The sequence below is a fragment of the Mitsuaria sp. RG genome (assembly GCF_028369275.1).
GTDB lineage: Bacteria > Pseudomonadota > Gammaproteobacteria > Pseudomonadales > Pseudomonadaceae > Aquipseudomonas > Aquipseudomonas peradeniyensis.
In genome coordinates this window covers 1-16,740 of record NZ_JAQMYQ010000033.1, presented here as the reverse complement: position 1 = coordinate 16,740, position 16,740 = coordinate 1, and the positions used below count along the sequence as shown (strand labels likewise).

General features: G+C 66.5%; 10 protein-coding genes. 4 read left to right on the top strand and 6 right to left on the bottom strand.

The window, feature by feature from the left end; genetic code table 11:
* Positions 1–86 precede the first annotated feature (86 nt).
* Entirely contained in the window at positions 87–4,991 is a 4,905-nt protein-coding gene (locus POF53_RS17935; protein WP_498968792.1) for an alpha-2-macroglobulin, read from the bottom strand.
* A gap of 269 nt (positions 4,992–5,260) precedes the next feature.
* Here POF53_RS17935 and POF53_RS17930 point away from each other — a divergent pair, with 269 nt between their 5' ends.
* The gene (locus POF53_RS17930; RefSeq protein WP_498968790.1) at positions 5,261–6,598 is read left to right on the top strand and encodes an MATE family efflux transporter; all 1,338 of its coding nucleotides are present in this window, start codon (positions 5,261–5,263) and stop codon (positions 6,596–6,598) included.
* Positions 6,599–6,714: 116 nt separating this feature from the next.
* Here POF53_RS17930 and POF53_RS17925 read toward each other — a convergent pair whose 3' ends face one another.
* The 3 genes from POF53_RS17925 to POF53_RS17915 all read right to left on the bottom strand — a co-directional run bounded on the left by POF53_RS17925 (position 6,715) and on the right by POF53_RS17915 (position 9,793).
* Positions 6,715–7,170 carry an REP-associated tyrosine transposase gene (locus tag POF53_RS17925; protein ID WP_232857103.1) on the bottom strand — a complete coding sequence of 152 codons (456 nt, stop codon included), beginning with the start codon at positions 7,168–7,170 and terminating at the stop codon, positions 6,715–6,717.
* A 185-nt stretch (positions 7,171–7,355) separates the two neighbouring features.
* Positions 7,356–9,269 (bottom strand): arginine decarboxylase, encoded by a 1,914-nt coding sequence (speA, locus tag POF53_RS17920; RefSeq protein WP_186714976.1) that lies wholly within the window; start codon positions 9,267–9,269, stop codon positions 7,356–7,358.
* A 152-nt stretch (positions 9,270–9,421) separates the two neighbouring features.
* The gene (locus tag POF53_RS17915; protein WP_498968787.1) at positions 9,422–9,793 is read right to left on the bottom strand and encodes a translation initiation factor Sui1; all 372 of its coding nucleotides are present in this window, start codon (positions 9,791–9,793) and stop codon (positions 9,422–9,424) included.
* A gap of 342 nt (positions 9,794–10,135) precedes the next feature.
* Here POF53_RS17915 and POF53_RS17910 point away from each other — a divergent pair, with 342 nt between their 5' ends.
* On the top strand, positions 10,136–10,747 hold the full coding sequence (locus POF53_RS17910) for a DapH/DapD/GlmU-related protein (RefSeq protein WP_475859752.1): 612 nt from the start codon (positions 10,136–10,138) through the stop codon (positions 10,745–10,747).
* A 125-nt stretch (positions 10,748–10,872) separates the two neighbouring features.
* Here the strand turns inward: POF53_RS17910 and POF53_RS17905 are convergent, their stop codons facing one another.
* A complete protein-coding gene (locus POF53_RS17905) occupies positions 10,873–11,409 on the bottom strand; it encodes an NUDIX hydrolase (RefSeq protein WP_203650325.1) in 537 nt (178 codons plus the stop codon).
* A gap of 1 nt (position 11,410) precedes the next feature.
* The gene (locus POF53_RS17900) at positions 11,411–12,478 is read right to left on the bottom strand and encodes a DUF2333 family protein (protein WP_062572768.1); all 1,068 of its coding nucleotides are present in this window, start codon (positions 12,476–12,478) and stop codon (positions 11,411–11,413) included.
* Between the two features lie 249 nt (positions 12,479–12,727).
* Between POF53_RS17900 and POF53_RS17895 the strand changes: the two genes are divergently transcribed.
* A complete protein-coding gene (locus POF53_RS17895) occupies positions 12,728–14,344 on the top strand; it encodes a diguanylate cyclase (RefSeq protein WP_232857080.1) in 1,617 nt (538 codons plus the stop codon).
* Positions 14,345–14,654: 310 nt separating this feature from the next.
* Complete coding sequence (locus POF53_RS17890; protein WP_232857082.1) at positions 14,655–16,616, top strand: methyl-accepting chemotaxis protein; 1,962 nt, start codon at positions 14,655–14,657, stop codon at positions 16,614–16,616.
* Positions 16,617–16,740 lie beyond the last annotated feature (124 nt).

Below are 16,740 nucleotides of genomic sequence, written 5' to 3'. Positions count from 1 at the left end.
GCGATTCTCGCATTGACGTCGAGATCGGGGGGCCGCTGCGCGGCCCTTTCGCGGCACAAGGCCGCTCCTACAGGGGGCGCGTTGCCTCAGCGGGCGCGTACCACCATTTCGCCCTGGCTATCGCCAATCGCCTGCAGGTTCGGCCGGTACATCGACTCCACCTGCGGCGGCGGGATGCGGTAGCTGCCCGGGGTCACCGCGCGGGCCAGGTACAGCAGGTGGGTGGTGCCGTAGCTGTCGAGCTTGAGCGCGGCCACGTAGCGGTCGTCACGGTACTCCTGGTGCACCACGCTGGCGTTCTGCATCGACTCGCGCCACTGCTTCACCGCACTGCTGGCGTTGTCCAGGCTGGCGGCGCTCTGCGCCAGGTTCTGGTTTTCAAGCTCCAGGCCCGCCGGCAACAGGTCGACCACCAGGGCATCCGGCACCTGGTCCTGGGCCTTGAGCGCCAGGTGCACCAGCACCAGGTCGCCGCTGCGCAGGTTGCGCACATCCAGTGCCTGGCCGTTCATGCCCAGGTACTCGCGGCGGATCTCCATGCCGTTGCCGCTGGCGGCCGGGGCCTGGCGCGGGTAGCCGGACAGGGTCAGCTGCTGGTACAGGGTGTCGCCACCCTGGTTCTGCACGGTCAACGGCGAGGCCAACAGCGGGCCTTCGAGCTTCATGCCCGAGTCGTTGTTGTCGAACTCGCGCACTTCACCGGCGCTGTCCAGGCGGGCTTTCCAGTTGCCTTCCGGCTTGCCCAGCAGGCCACGGCCGGCGAGGAACAGCGCGTTGCGCTCCTGAGTGGACAGCCAGCGGTTAGCGGCCAGCTCGTCGGACAGGCCGAACAGGCGTTGGTCGACCTGGTTGCCGGCAAGGTTGTTCTCCTGCAGCAGGGCGAGGATCAGCGCCTGGTCACGCAGGGCGCTGCCGTAGTCGGCCATCCAGCCTTTGCCGCGTGTCACGGCCAGGCCTGCCTGCAATGCCTGCTGCGAACGCTGCTTGTCGCCCATCTTGTCCAGCGCCACCGCCAGTTGCACCAGCGGCAAGCCGGAGCGTGCGTCAGAGCGGCGCTCGAACAGGCTGCGCAGGGCACCCAGCGGCGCCTGTTGGCTGCGCGCCAGCACCAGGCCGGCGTAGGCCTGCACGGCGAAGCGGGTGTGGTCGGCGTTCTGGCTGTAGTCGACTTCGATCAGGTTGCGCTCCTGCACATAACGCAGCAGGCGCTCGCTGGCCTTCTTCAGTACTTCGGCCGGCACGCCGTAGCCTTGCTCGCGGGCGCGCAGCAGGAAGTCGGTGACGTAGGCGGTCAGCCAGTACTCTTCCTCGCTGTCCGAGCTCCACAGGCCGAAGCTGCCGTTGTAACGCTGCATGCCCAGCAGGTGCTCGATGCCCATCTCGATCTTGCGCTTGCGCACATCGGTCGGCTCGCCCTTGATGCCCAGGCGCTTGAGGCTGTCGGCATCGGCGTACAGCGACGGGTACAGGCCACTGGTGGTCTGCTCCAGGCAGCCGTAGGGGTAGGCTTCCAGGGCGCGGATCTGCTCGGCCAGGTTCAGCGGTGGGCGGCTCGACAACGCCAGGCTCGCTTCCAGGCCCGCTGGCTCGAACTCGGCCAGGTCGCTGTCCGGCAGGCTCCAGGGTTGGTCCTTCAGGGCCACGCGATAGTGCTTGAGCATCGCCGGGTAGGCCGGGCGCACACCGAGGGTCCATTCGCGTTCGAAGGTGTTGGCCGGCTCGCTCGGCAGTTGCAGACCATTGACCTGCACCCGCACCTTGCCCTGGCCCAGACCGCCCTGGGCCTGCACCGGAATCATCAGGGTGGTGCGCTGGCCTTCGGCCAGAGTGAAGTTCTGCTGGGCACCGCCAACCAGGCTCAACTGGCCTTCGGCGATCATCTGCACGCTCAGTTGCTGGTCGCGGCCGGACAGGTTGGCCAGGTCCAGCGCCAGCCGGGTGCGGTCACCGCCGGCGAGGAAGCGCGGCGCGGACAGTTCGGCGATCAGCGGCGCGGCGACCACGGTCTTGCCTTCGGCCATGCCGAAGTGTTCCTCGGTCCAGGCCTGGGCCATCAGGCGCAGTTCACCGTTGAAGTCGGGAATTTCGACAGTGGCCTGGCCTTCGCCCTTCTCGTCGAGGGTCACCGGCAGGCTCTGCTGGGCGACGATGGTCACCGTGGTGTTCGGGCGCTTGCCGCCCTTGGCCATGGCAGCGTCACCACCGAAGGCGAGGCTGGCCAGGCGGCCCTGGCCGGCCTCGATCAGCTGGCCGTAGATGTCCAGCTGGTCGGCGCCATAGGCCTTGCGGCCGAACAGGCTGGCGAACGGGTCGGGGGTCTTGAAATCGGTGATGTTGAGGATGCCCACATCCACGGCGGACAGCAGCACATGCACCTGCTTCGGCACGCTGCCGTCGGCGTTGACCGCCTTGAACTTCACGGTCAGCGGCTGCTTGGGTCGCATTTTCTCCGGCGCCTGCAGCGACACGGCCAGCTTGCGCTCGGCGCGGTCCAGCGGCAGGTGCAGCACACCCACGGCGCGTTTCGGCGTGGCGTTGGCCTTGCGCTCGCCCGGGCGGATCACCAGGGCGCTGATGTACAGGTCGTGGCGCGCCCACTTCTTGTCCAGCTCGACGTCGAAGGTCTTGCCCTCGGCAGGTACGTCGATCTCCTGCCACCACAGCGGACCATCGGCGGACTCGATCATCAGGTAGCCGCTGCCGGCGGCCGGCGGAGTGACGGTGACCTTGGCGGTGCCGCCTTCCTTGTAGGCGGGCTTGTCCAGGGCGATCTTGACCTGGTCGGGGCGCACGGCGCCGCCCTCGGCGTTGTCCTGGGCACGGTAGCCGGCCCAGAAGCGCGCGCTGGAGACCAGGCCAGTCTGCGGGTCTTCGACCTCGACGCGGTACGGGCCCCACTCCACCTGGAAGTTCAGCTTGGCGGTGGAGCCGGCCTTCACGCTGACGGTTTCCTCAGCCTGGGTGAGGAATTTCTCGTTGTAGTTGTAGCTCCAGCCATCGCTCTGCGAGTAGTTCCAGTAGTAGTCGCGGCGCTCGCGGATCAGGCGCACCTTCAGGTTGTCGGCGGCGAGCTTCTTGCCGTTGCGGTCGGCCACCAGGAACTCGAATTCCACCGGGCCATCGCCGTCGGTCTCTTCGCCGTCGAACAGGCCGCGCAGGCCCGGCAGGCGGTCGGCGGGCCAGATCGGCTGTTCGAGGCGCCGGGTGATCGGCCGGCCGCCGGACTCCTGCAGGCTGGCCTGCACGGTCAGTTGCAGCGGCGAACGGGCCTCGGCCCAGCGGCTTTCGATGTCGATGCGGGCCTTGCCGTTCTGGTCGAGGGTGACTTCGTCCAGTTCCAGGTCCTGGTTCAGGTCGGTCTCGGTGACCGCGCCGAACTGGTAGCCCGGCAGCGTTTTCACCGCTTCGCGCAGCGGGCGCACGTAGGCCTGGCCGCTGAGGCGGTTGCCGGCAGCCGGCGCGCCGTAGAGGTAACGGCCATTGACCTGGATGCTGGCGGTCTCATCCGGCGCCAGCGGCGTGGTGCTGCCCTTGAGCTCCAGCGCCAGGCGCTCTGGGAGGAAGTCCTCGACAAGGAATTCGTAGACCTGCTTGCGGCCACCGCCCATGTCCAGCAGCAGTTGCCAGCGGCCGGTCGGGGCCTCGCTGGCCAGTTGCAACTGGTACTGGAACAGGCCGTTCTTGTCGGCCTCCCAGACGAACTTGCGGCTGACCTGTTCGTCCGGACGACGCACTTCCACATTCACCGGCTGGGCCTTGACCGGCTTGCCGTCCTGATCGCGCAGAAGGCCGTTGAGCAGCACGGTCTCGCCCGGGCGATAGAGGTCGCGCGGGCCGAAGATGAAGAACTGCAGCGGGTTGGCCTGGGGGCCGGTGATGTCGAACTCGGCCAGGTCCAGGGCAGCGGTGTTCAGGCGCAGCAGGGTGGTGTGCACGCCCTGGGTGGCGATCAGGGTATCGGCCTTGGCGGTAATTGGCAGCTGGGCATGGCCGTCGCCGTCGGTCTTGGCCTGGGCCAGCAGCTTGCCCTTGTCGTCGTGCAGTTCGAGGGTGACGTCCTTGAGCGCCTTGCCACCTTCAAGGGCCTGGCTGAACACGTCCAGGCGGTCGCGGTAACGGTGCGCGGAAACGCCGATGTCGCTCAGGGTGAACAGGGTCGCCGGCTGCGAATAGTCATAGGTGCCCGAGGCGCGCATCACCGCCAGGTACACGCCCGGCTCCTGCAGCGGCTTGATCCCGGCGATCGGCAGCAGCACGGTCTCGCGGGTGTTGCGCGCGGGGTTGAGGTCGAAGCGGCCGCTGTAGACCAGCTCGGCCATCTCCAGGGTTTCCTTGGACTGGTAGTAGTAGAGGCTTGAGTTGCGGCCCCAGTTGACCAGGAAGCTGGAGAGCATGTCCGGCTTGATGCGGAAGAACTCGACATCGACCTTGTCGACGTTCAGGGCGATCACCGGCAGGCCTTCGGCCAGGCGCGTGGGCAGCAGCGAACCGCGGCTGGCGAAGCCCACGGTGGGCTGCATGTCGCGGGTCTCGAAGCGGCTGACCGATTCGGTCTCAAGCTGGTTGCCGTTGACCGAGAGCAGGCCCTTGTCGATGGTCAGGACCATCTTGCGCTGCGGCTCCAGGTGGCGCAGGCGCAGTTCCATCTGGTTGTCGGAGAGTTCCCAGGCACCGTCGACCTTGCCCTTGACGGTGTCGACCAGGTGCAGCTTGGCGGCGAAGTCCTGGTTGGCGTCCAGCGGCGCGGAGACGCTGACCGACAGGGTGCTGGCGCCGTCGAGCTGGACTTCCGAGACGTCCAGCACGGTCAGCTCGCGACCAGCGTAGCGCTTGGCAAGCAGCGCCGGGTCTTCGCGCTTGGTCGCCTTGGTTTCGGCGGGCGCAACGGCGGTAGCGGCATCGGCGGGGGCCGATGGCTTGTCCGGCGTGGAGGAATCACAGGCACTGAGCAAGGCCAGCGCGCAGGCCAGCAACAATCCTTTGTTGAGCATTTGAGAGGGGACTCTTCGGCAGCGTGTACGTGAGGGGGGCAACTATAGCGCAACGGTGCACGGCTTACCTGCCGATGCGCGGCAAGTGAGACCCTGTTCGCGCCGATTGGTTGCTGGGCGGGTAGAATGCTGGCCATTCGTCAATGGGGCGCGCTGCGCACGCCTTTCGCGGCGCAAGGCCGCTCCTACAGGGGCATGCAGTTTCCTGTAGGAGCGGCCTTGTGCCGCGAAAGGGCTGCGCAGCAGCCCCGAGTTCCTCAGGACCTCGCATGTCTTCACTGTCCACCGCCTGGCGCGACCGCCCCACCCACCACAAGGTCTGGGCCCTGGCCGCGCCAATGATCCTGTCCAACATCTCGGTGCCGCTGGTGGCGCTGGTCGACAGCACGGTGATCGGCCACCTGCCCCACGCCCACCAGTTGGGCGCGGTGGCGGTGGGCGCCACGCTGTTCACCTTCATGGTCGGGCTGATGGGCTTCCTGCGCATGGGTTCTACCGGTTTCGCCGCCCAGGCCGCCGGCCGCGGCGACGGCGCCGCGCTGCGCCAGGTGCTGGTGCAGGGGCTGCTGCTGGCACTGGCCTTCGCCCTGCTGATCGGCCTGCTCGCCCTGCCCTTCAGCCAGCTGGCGCTGCACGCGATGCAGCCCAGCGAGGCGCTGCATGCCTCCACCGAGGCGTTCTTCCACACTCGCCTGCTTGGCCTGCCGGCGGCGCTGGCCAGCTACGCCCTGGTCGGCTGGTTCCTCGGCACGCAGAACGCCCGGGCGCCGCTGGCGATCCTGCTGACCACCAACCTGCTGAACATCGCCCTGAACCTGTGGTTCGTGCTCGGCCTGGACTGGGGCGTGGTCGGCTCGGCACGGGCCTCGGTGATCGCCGAGTGGAGCGCCGCCCTGCTCGGCCTGGCCCTCACCCGCCCGGCGCTGCGCGCCTACCCCGGGCACATTGCCTGGGCCGCGCTGAAACGTTGGCAGGCCTGGCGGCCCTTGCTGGCGGTGAACCGCGATATCTTCCTGCGCAGCCTGGCGTTGCAGCTGGTATTCCTGCTGCTGACCGTGCAGGGCGCACGGCTGGGCGAAGCGACGGTAGCGGCCAATGCACTGCTGCTCAACGGGCTGATGCTCACCGCCTATGCCCTCGATGGCCTGGCCCATGCGGTCGAGGCGCTGTGCGGGCATGCCATCGGCGCCCGTGATCGCGGCGCCCTGAAACGGGCGCTGGTGGTGGCCTGCGGTTGGTCGTTGATCGTCAGCCTGGGGTTCGCGGTGCTGTTCCTGCTGGGCGGCCATCTGTTCATCGACCTGCAGACCGATATCGCCAGCGTGCGCGAGGCGGCGTATCCGTACCTGCCGTATCTGGCGGTGCTGCCGTTGGTGGCGGTGTGGAGTTATCTGCTTGATGGGCTGTTCATCGGTGCCACCCGGGCGCGGGAGATGCGCAATGCGATGCTGGTGTCGGTGGTGATCGCGCTGCCTGTGGCGTTTGTCATGCGTGGGCTTGGCAACCATGGGTTGTGGCTGGCGTTTCTGGGGTTCATGGCGTTGCGGGCGGGGACGTTGGGGTGGGTGGGGTGGCGGTTGCAGGAAAAGGGGCGTTGGGTTCGGTGACGTTGGGGCCGCGTTGCGGCCCTTTCGCGGCACAAGGCCGCTCCTACATGGGATCGCGGTCTTCTGTAGGAGCGGCCTTGTGCCGCGAAATGAGGGCGCAGCCCTCACCTGCGGACTTACAGCCAAACACAGTCCCAATGTGAATACTCGCCGGCACGCTGAACCAGCCCGGCACGAATGGGATTGGCGATAATGTAGCGGGCAGCGGCCTTGACGTTGTCGTCTCGACGCAATGCCCGATCATGAAAACCGGGTTGCCAGACGCGTTGACGATCCACTCCGACACGAAAGAGTGCGCAACTGCTTCTGGATTTGAACGCACGCATCAGACTGCTCAAGCTGCCCTGTCTGAGCTCAACCAGCCAGTGCAGGTGATCAGGCATGAGTACCCAAGCCAAGGACTGGCAAGTGCCTTCCTGCTGGCTCAAGCGAAGTTGCTGGATAACTGCCCTGGCGAAACGCAGGTCAGTGAACAGTGGCGTGCGATTGCGGGTAGTGGTTGTAAGCAGGTACGGACGACCAGCCTCTGAAAAGCGCCCTCTACGCAGTCGGTGGTTACCTTGATGCTCCATGAGTCACTCCCTTGAACATTGCATTCAAAGGTAGTCGCATGGGGCGGACAGCTTTAGAAGAAAGCGTTTCAGATTGTGCTTTCGGTGAGGCCCTTTCGCGGCACAAAGGCCGCTCCTACAGGGTATGCATTCTCCCTGTAGGAGCGGCCTTGTGCCGCGAAAGGGCCGCAAGGCGGCCCCGGCGATTACGAAGACAGGTACGACGACCGGGTCAACCCAAGCCGCAACGCATCAAGGAACTGCGTGCGCTCGCGGGCGGTGATCCGTGCACTGGCCACCTTGTCGCGGTAATGGGTCATCAACTCCTCCGGCGACAGGTGCACGTAGCGCAGCATGTCCTCGATGGTGTCGTGTGTCTCGATGCCGGCGTGGTAAACGCTGCCGTCGGCGTTCTGGTAGATGTTCACCGAGTCGGTGTCACCGAACAGGTTGTGCATGTCGCCGAGGATCTCCTGGTACGCGCCCACCAGGAACACGCCCAGCAGGTAGTCCTCGCCTTCCTTGACCGCGTGCACCGGCATGCTGGTCTCGATGCTCTGCTCGTCGACGTACTGGTTGATCTTGCCGTCGGAGTCACAGGTCAAATCCTGCAGCACGGCGCGGCGCAGCGGCTCCTCGTCCAGGCGGTGCAGCGGGATGATCGGCAGCACCTGGCCGATGGCCCAGGTGTCGGGCAGGCTCTGGAACACCGAGAAGTTGCAGATGTACTTGTCGGCCAGCTTGTCGTTCAGCTCATCCAGCACCTGGCGGTGCGAGCGCTGGCGGGCCTTGAGCGAGTTGTGCAGGCGACGGCACACGGCGAAGTAGCACTGCTCGGCCAGGGCCTTTTCGGCCAGGGTCAGCTTGCCGTCGGCGTACTGCGCGGCCACGTCGCCCATGTAGTGGGTGGCGCGCCAGTAGGTCTCGGTGACCATCTCGATGTCGGTGGGGCCGAGCAGGTCGGCCAGCCACTGCACGGTCTCGGGCAGCGACGCCTTGTTCTCGATGGTCGGCATCTCGTCGTTGTGGCTCTCGACGTCGGTCACCTGGATCACCAACATGGCGTGGTGCGCGGTCAGCGAGCGGCCACTCTCGGAGAAGATGTGCGGGTGCGGCAGGCCCTGCGCGTCGCAGAACTCCTTGAGCATCCCGACGACCACGCCGGCGTAGTCGTCCATGTCGTAGTTGATGGAGCTGGCGTTGCGCGAGTGGGTGCCGTCGTAGTCCACGCCCAGGCCGCCGCCGACGTCGATGTGATCGACCGGCAGGCCCAGGGCACGCAGCTCGCCGTAGTAACGGATGGCTTCCTTGAAGCCGTGCTGGTAGTCGGCCAGGTTGGCGATCTGCGAACCCATGTGGAAGTGCAGCAGGCGGATGCCCTGGTCCAGGCCTGCGTCACGGAAGCGCTGCACCACCGAGATCAGCTGGGCGGCGGACAGGCCAAACTTGGACTTCTCGCCGCCGGTGTCGGCCCACTTGCTCGAGGCCAGCGACGACAGGCGCACACGCAGGCCGACCTGTGGCTTGACCTTCAACTCCGCGGCTTCCTCGATCACCAGGGCGACCTCGGATTCCTTCTCGATGACGATGAACACGTTGTGGCCGAGCTTCTGGCCCATCAGCGCCAGGCGGATGAACTCGCGGTCCTTGTAGCCGTTGCAGACGATGGTGCCGCCCTTCGGCGCCAGCGCCAGCACCGCCAGTAGCTCGGGCTTGGAGCCGGCTTCCAGGCCGATGGAGACGTTCTGGGTGGCGATGATGTTCTCGACCACCGCTTCCTGCTGGTTGACCTTGATCGGGTACAGCGCGGTGTACTGGCTCTGGTATTCCAGGCGCGCGATGTTGGCGTCGAAGGCGCCGGTCAGCTGACGCACGCGGTCCTGCAGGATGTCGGGGAAACGGACCAGCAGTGGCAGCGACAGACCGCTCTGGCGCAGCTCCTGAACCTGCTCGAACAGGTCGATCGGCGCGCTGTCCGGGCCGTTGGGGCGCACTTCGACGCGCCCGGCCTCATTGATGGCGAAATAACCAGCGCCCCAATGGCGGATGCCATAAACACTGCGGCTGTCGGCCACGGTCCATTGGCTACCATCGTCTTTGCGTGTGCGTCGTACGGACATTCAAGTCCCCTATAGATAAGTCCAAGACACTGCCCCATCAGGTGGCGGGCGCAGTGTAGAAGCTGAAAATGACGAATCGTCCGTGCCCCCGGATAGACCCTGGCCACGGCATCGAGTTTAGAAAGCGCTGGGCGAAAAGTCGCGCGACGGCCTCAGCCGCCGGATTTTTTCGCCTTGAAGCCCTGTTTGATCAGCTCGCCGAGCAACAGTTCGACATGGTCGCCCTGAATCTCGATGACCCCATCCTTGAGCGCGCCGCCGGTGCCGCAACGACGCTTGAGCGTGCTGGCGAGCTCCTTGAGCTGTTCGAGGGGCAGCGGCACGCCGATGATGGTGGTCACGGTCTTGCCGCCGCGACCTTTGCTTTCACGACGCACACGGGCAATGCCATCGCCTTCGGGGATGACCTGCTGCTTGCAGATGCAGGCGTCCACCGTCTGGCCACAGTCGGGACAGTGCCGACCGGCGTCGGTGGAATATACGAGACCGCCAAGGGCGGCGAAGGAAGAAGCTTTCTTGGCCACTTTTGTTCCTCTGTGCCGAGGACAAAAAACTGGTCGACGGGTGTCGACCGCGAAGCCCCACTCTGGCAGGGGCGGCGCTACTGCCGCAAGGTCCTGCGACAGCCCGAAAAGGGCGCGCAGTGTAACGATAATTCTGCCTGTTGCTAAGTACAGGATTGCGCCATTTTACGAATGTTTTGCGACCTGGCGCATTGCGGCGCTACAACCTTGCCCGCGAGCTCGAACCTGGAGCCTGCAGCGAGGACGCCTTGCTCCAACACCCGGTAACGATTCGTTTATGGCAATGACTGGAGCAGCCGCCATAGTACGGACTTCGCCAGCCCTCATGCAGGAGACCGCCCAATGAGAATTCCCGCCATCAGCGCATTCATTGCCCGCTGGCACGAACTGCGCCTGGCTCCGCCCATGGCCTGGCAGGTGACCCAGGACAGCCACAACCAAGTCCTGGCATTGCTGGGCAGGCTGCCGCCAGGCTACCGGCGCCAGGGCGATTGCGTGGTCCACGAGACCGCGACCGTCGAACCGGGCGCAGTCCTGAAAGGCCCGATCATCATTGGCGCGGGTTGCTTCGTGGCCGCCGGGGCCTACCTGCGGGGCGGGGTCTACCTGGGCAGCCAGTGCGTCGTCGGCCCGAGCTGCGAGCTGAAAAGCAGCTTCATGCTCGACGGCAGCAAGCTGGCGCACTTCAACTTCGTCGGCGACTCGTTGATCGGCTCAACGGTCAATGTCGAAGCCGGCGCCATCATCGCCAACTATCGCAACGAGCTGGACGGCGCCCCCATCAGGATTCGCCACGGCGAGGGGGTCATGGAGACAGCGGTCAGCAAATTCGGCGCACTGGTCGGCGACGGCTGCAAGATCGGGGCAAACGCCGTTATCGCGCCTGGCGCACTCCTGCAACCGGGTACACAGGTGCCGCGCCTCGGGCTGATCGACCAGTACGCCTACGACTGAACACGGGCCTTGTAGCGCTCCGGGCTTGCGCTATTTCACGAAAAATTTGCAACCTCATCGCGGGGCAAGCCCGCTCCCACGGTATCAAGTGCAGTTGCGTGGGAGCGGGCTTGCCCCGCGATCGGTCAGATCAGGCCAGCCTGGTACCGCTGCAACGCCACCAACGAGTCGGGGCAGTACGGCAGCTTTGCGCTTTCGGCCTGGGCCTGCTCGACGCTGATGAACCGCGCCTCGATGACCTCCTCGGGCTGCAAGCGCAGCGGCCCGTCCCACACCGCCGAATACACCGCGCACCACAAGCGGTTGCCCGGCTGCTCGAAGTAGAAGGTCTCGTGAAAACCCAACTCGACGCCGCTCACCCCCAGCTCCTCGGCAAGCTCCCGCGCCGCCGATTCGGCGTAGGACTCCTGCACCCCGACCATGCCGCCGGCCGCCACATCCCAGTAACCGGGATACAGCGCCTTGCTCAGGGTGCGCCGGTGCACGCACAGCTCACCCGCGCCGTTGAACAGCAAAATGAACGTGCAGCGCCCGATCAGGCCGCGCTCGCGCAGCTCGGCCCGTGGCAGGGCACCGAGCAGTTGGTCATGCTCATCGACCCAGGCCACCAGCTCGGCGTCGGAGGCCGCGCGGTGCGCGACCTCGGCAGGATTGGTCGGCATATCAGCCCTGGGACAGCAGTTGGCGCAGGTCGATGACCGCGGCGTTGGCCCGGGAGATGTAGTTGGCCATCACCAGCGAGTGGTTGGCCCACATGCCGAAGCCGCTACCGTTGAGCACCATCGGGCTCCACAGCGCTTCCTGCGAGGCTTCCAGCTCGCGGATGATCTGCCGCACGCTGACCGTGGCGTTCTTCTTCGCCAGCACGTCGGCGAAGTCGACCTCGATGGCGCGCAGCAGGTGCGACAGCGCCCAAGCCTGGCCGCGGGCTTCGTAGAACACGTTGTCGATCTGCAGCCATGGGGTCTCGACCACTTCCTCGTCGACCTGCGGCGCCTGGCCGGGGGCCACGGTCTCGGTCTTCAGGGTGTTGTTCAGCTTGACCCGGCCGACGCTGGCCGACAGGCGTTGCGACAGCGAGCCCAGGCGGGTGGCCACGTCGCCCAGCCAGTTGTTCAGGTTGTCGGCGCGGGTGTAGAAGATCGCGCCCTGGTCACCCTTGGCCAGACGAGTCTGGTAACGGTTCAGCGACTTGATGCCCTCTTCGAACTCCGACTCGCTGGACGGCAGGATCCAGCTCTTGTTGTCGAAGTTGAAACGCGGCTCGGCCTTGGCCAGGTCGGCGTCCTCGGTCGATTGCGACTGGGAGCGGGCGAAATCCTTGCGCAGGGCGCGGGACAGGTCACGTACCTGGACCAGCACGCCGTACTCCCAGCTCGGCATGTTGTCCATCCACAGCCCTGGTGGGAAGCGGTCGTTGGAGATGTAGCCACCCGGTTTGTCGAGCAAGGTGCCGGCGACGGTCTTGAGGGTCTCGACGGTGGTGTAGCCGATGACCATCTGCTGGCCGTTGCGCTCGGCGGCGGCCTGGGCGTTCTGCTGCACCGGGAACAGCTCGGGCTCCTGGCTCCAGTACCAGCCCAGGCCGATGCACACCAGCAGGTAGAGGCCGATCAGGGTGCCCAGGGCACGGCTCCAGAGGCCACCGAGGTAGCTACGGGTGGCGGCGCCACGGGTTTCGACCCGCTCACGGGGCTCGGCCTTGGCCTCGCGGTTTTTCCAATCCAGCATGGCATTGTCCTTAATCAGTCACGAACGGTTCAGGGCTTGGACCACAGGCCTCGGCCAGGGTGCCACGACAAGCCCGCATGCCAGCACTATAAAGCAGACGCCGCCATTCGTATAAGCGACCATCGGGTCGGCAACTGAATGACGGTCCCTGAACACTTTGTTGACCCCAGGCACTCGCTTGTCGGAAAAGCAGTGCTAGCATAGAGCCATCATTGAACCTGCGCCCTCCCACTCATAAGTAGTCAGGACATGACCCAGCCAGCCGAGCCGAGCCACGAACGCCTCAAGCAGCACTTTGCCCAGCGGGTGATCCACCAGGCCCGGCAGATTCTCGAGATCTGGCAGCGCCTGCAGCGTGGCGAGTGGTCCAGCGGTGATCTGGGCGAGCTGTGCGAAGCCAACCTGCGCCTGCAGCGCTACGCCGAGCGCTTCGAGCAGCCCGAGCACGGCAGCCTGTCGACGGCCATCGGCCAGACCCTGCGTGCCATCGAAGCCAACAGCGCGCGGCTCAACTCCGAGCTGATCAGCGAACTCAACCGCCTGATGCAGCGCCTGTCGCGCACCGGCCTGCGCAAAGGCGACCAGCTCGACAACGTGCCCCTGCCGCCGCTGCGCAAACCGGTGTACATCGTCCTGCAGGACCACGACCGCGCCGAGCGCCTGGCCCAGCAGCTGGAGTTCTTTGGCCTGACCGTGCAGGCGCTGTGCAGCGCCGAGGCGTTCCAGGCGTCGATGAGCGAGCGCCTGCCGTCGGCCATCGTCATGGACGTGGACTTCACCGGCAGCGGCATCGGCCTGCAACTGGCGGCCCAGGCCCAGCAGGGGCTGGAGCAGCCGGTACCATTGCTGTTCTTCTGCCTGCACGAGACCGACACCCCGACTCGCCTGGCCGCCGTGCGCGCCGGCGGCCAGGAGTTCCTCACTGGCACCCTGGACGCCTCCAGCCTGCTGGAAAAACTCGAACTGCTGACCAGCGCCACCCAGTACGACCCGTTCCGCGTGCTGGTGATCGACGATTCCCGCGCCCAGGCCCTGCACACCGAGCGCCTGCTCAACAGCGCCGGGATCATCACCCGCACCCTGACCGAGCCGATCCGCACCATGAGCGAGCTGGCCGACTTCCAGCCCGACCTGATCATCCTCGACCTGTACATGCCCGAGTGCACCGGCCCGGAGCTGGCCAAGGTGATCCGCCACAACGACCGCTACGTCAGCGTGCCGATCATCTACCTGTCGGCCGAGGACGACCTGGACAAGCAGCTCGACGCCATGAGCGAAGGCGGCGACGACTTCCTCACCAAGCCGATCCGCTCGCGGCACCTGGTGACCACCGTGCGCAACCGCGCCGCCCGCGCCCGCCACCTCAAGGCGCGGATGGTGCGCGACAGCCTCACCGGGCTGTACAACCACACCCATATCCTGCAACTGCTCGAGGACTGCAGCTTCCGCGCCCGCCGCGAAGCGCAGCCGCTGAGCTTCGCCATGCTCGACATCGACCACTTCAAGAAGATCAACGACCGCCACGGCCACCCCATGGGCGACCGGGTGATCAAGAGCCTGGCGCTGTTCCTCAAGCAACGCCTGCGCAAGACCGACTTCATCGGCCGCTACGGCGGCGAGGAGTTCGCCATCGTTATGCCCAACACCGCGCTGGAGGCGGCGCACAAGGTGCTCGACGAGATCCGCCGGCGCTTCGCCGAGATCCATTACCCGGCGCAGCCGCATGACCTGCAGTGCACCTTCAGTGCCGGGGTGGTGCAGCTGGACGACAGCCTCGATGCGCTGACCATGGCCAGTGCGGCGGACGAGGCGCTGTACCGGGCCAAGCATGCCGGGCGCAACTGCGTGGTCAGGGTCGAGCCGTAGCCGCTGACATGGGCCGCTCTCATGGAAAACTCGTAACCCATTGATTTAACTCGATTCTGTAGGAGCGGCCTTGCGCCGCGAAAGGGCTGCGCAGCGGCCCCAGGTTCTGAGCCACCCTCGAAATTGCCGGGGCTGCTGCGCAGCCCTTTCGCGGCACAAGGCCGCTCCTACAGAGAGAAGCCGGCAAACAATACCGGCACTGTGCCACTTTTTTATGGCGCCAACCCTCCGTCGTCATCACCCCGTCACAAAATCGCAATAACTTCAGGCCCCGACCTCTCCACTCCCCCTCCGCAGGAAGTTCGCGGCTATGCGCCTGAAGTGGCTGACCAATTTCAACACCCTGTTGCTGGTGACCGTGTGTATCGCCCTGGGCGCGACCCTGTGGTGGTCGCAACGCGCCCTGGAACGTCCCTATCAACTGATGGAGCGCTACCTGGGCCTGTCCCAGCAGTTCCAGAACGACGCCGCGCGCAATATCCAGGCCTACCTGGGCAGCGGCGACGCCCTGCGCCATGCTGCGGCGATGGAGGCCAACAAACAGTTGCAGGCCGCCCTGGCCGAATGGCCGCAGGAGCTGTCGGCCAAGCTGCGCCCGAGCCTCGACAGCCTGCAGGGCTTCACCGCCAACGAACTGCTCGCCGCCGGCAAGCTGGCCGGCGATCCCCAGGCCCTGCTGCTGCAGGCCGAGCGGGAGCTGGGGGCGAACCTCGAGCAACTGGCCGGCTACGCCCGCGACAGCGCCAGCAGCGATGCCGGCCGCTACCTGACGCCGCTGCTGGAGGCCTCGCTGCACCTGGGCCGGCTGTCCCTGGCCCGCGACAAGCTGGTCAGCAGCGGCCGCGCCGAACTGGCCGCCGAGGTGGAGCGCGAACTGCAGCTGATCGCCGCCCAGGCCCAAGCCATCGACGGCCTGCCGCTGCTGGGGGTGACCCGCGCCGCCGAATCCAACGCCGACGACTTCGCCGCGATGATGGGCCTGGAATCCCAGGCCAGCAGCCAGCAGGAAGACGTCGCCGTGGGCCTCAAGCGCGAACTGCACAGCCTGCTCGGTCGCTACCCCGGCGAACTGCAGCGCACCCGCGAGCAGATCGAGCGCCGCGCCGCCCTGGCCGCCAGCACCGGCGAGCGCCTGGAGGCGGTGCAGCAGGCCATCGCTGGCCTCGAGCCCGAGGTGCGCGGCCTGCACGCCACCATCGCCGGCGAGGTGCGCCTGATCCAGGGCCTGATGATCGGCCTGATTCTGCTGATCGCCCTGCTGATCGACACCCTGCAGCGCCGCCTGGCACGCACCCTGACCAGCCTGGCGCCAGCACTGTCGCGCTGGGCCGAGGGCGACTTCGCCCAGGCCATCGCCCTGGGCCGCACCAACCGCGAGCTGCACGATATCCAGGAATCGCTGAACCGCCTGCGCCAGTACCTGGTGGAGCTGGTCGGCACCATTCGCCACAACGCCGAACAGGTGGCCGGCAGCAGCCATGCCCTGGCCGGCATGAGCAGCGCCCTGCACGACGGCGCCGAGCGCCAGGCCGGCGACACGGCGCAGATCCGCGACGCCCTGGGTGAGCTGGAGGCGACCATCCAGCAGGTGGCCGGCGATGCCAGCGCCGCCGCCGAGGCCAGCCGCGATGCCGGCCGGGCCGTGGAGCAGGGCCAGACGGTGATCGGCCAGAGCCTGTCCGGCCTGCGTTCGCTGGTCGACGAGGTGCAGGGCAACGCGCGGATGATCGAACAACTGGCGGAAGAGTCGGCGACCATCGGTGGCGTGCTCACGGTGATCCGGGCGATTGCCGAGCAGACCAACCTGCTGGCCCTCAACGCCGCCATCGAAGCGGCCCGGGCCGGCGAGATGGGCCGTGGCTTCGCCGTGGTCGCGGATGAAGTGCGCTCGCTGGCCCAGCGCACCACCGGCGCCACCGGTGAGATCCAGGCGTTGATCGACCGCCTGCAGCAGGCCGCCCGCAGTTCGGTGGACGGCATGCGCACTCAGCTGGAGCACGCCGAGGCCACCGCCAACCAGGCGCAGTCGGCCGATGGCGCGCTGGACGCGATCGTCAGCGCCATCCGCACCATTGCCGACACGGCGGTGCGGATCGCCGATGTGACCGCGCAGCAGACCGGCGCGGTGAGCGAGATCCGCGATCACAGCGAGCGGATTCATGAGCTGGGCGAGGACAACCTGCAGCGCATTGGCGAAGGGCGTGAGCAGGGCGAGCAGTTGCTCAAGCTGGGGGGTGAGTTGAATACGGCGGTGCGGGCGTTCCGGCTCTAGCCATCTGCTTGATGGGGCTGCTTCGCAGCCCATCGCGGCACAAGGCCGCTCTCATGGAACAAAACATAATTCTCTGATCTGACTGGGGCAGCGTGGGGGGGGGGGGGGGGGGGGGGGGGGGGGG